The following is a 301-nucleotide window of genomic DNA, read 5'->3' as shown; positions in this document are numbered from 1 at the left end:
GTGATCGATCGGACGATTTTAATTCTGGACATCTTTGCGCACCGGGCGCAAACGAAGGAAGCTCAGCTCCAGGTAGAGGTGGCAAAGCTTCAGTATATGCTCCCGCGTCTTGTTGGCTTAAGGGAGTCATTGGGCCGTCAGAGTGGCGGGGTGGGCACAAACAAAGGAGCCGGGGAAAAGCAATTAGAGCTTGACCGCAGGAGAATCGAGGGAAATATAAGCGTTTTGAACAAAGAACTCGAACTCCTTGTGGCACACCGGCAAACGCAGAGGAAGCAGCGCAAAAAGAATGCCATCCCTG

At 52.5% G+C, this 301-nt stretch carries 1 pseudogene; it reads left to right on the top strand.

Going from position 1 to position 301, the window contains the following annotated elements:
* Window positions 1–301: pseudogene (locus CVN76_RS02695) on the top strand (GTPase HflX); the annotation flags it as partial.

This window comes from Bacillus sp. mrc49 (assembly GCF_002803435.1).
The sequence above is the reverse complement of the archived record's forward strand: the minus strand, read 5'-3'. Positions and strand labels throughout refer to the sequence as shown.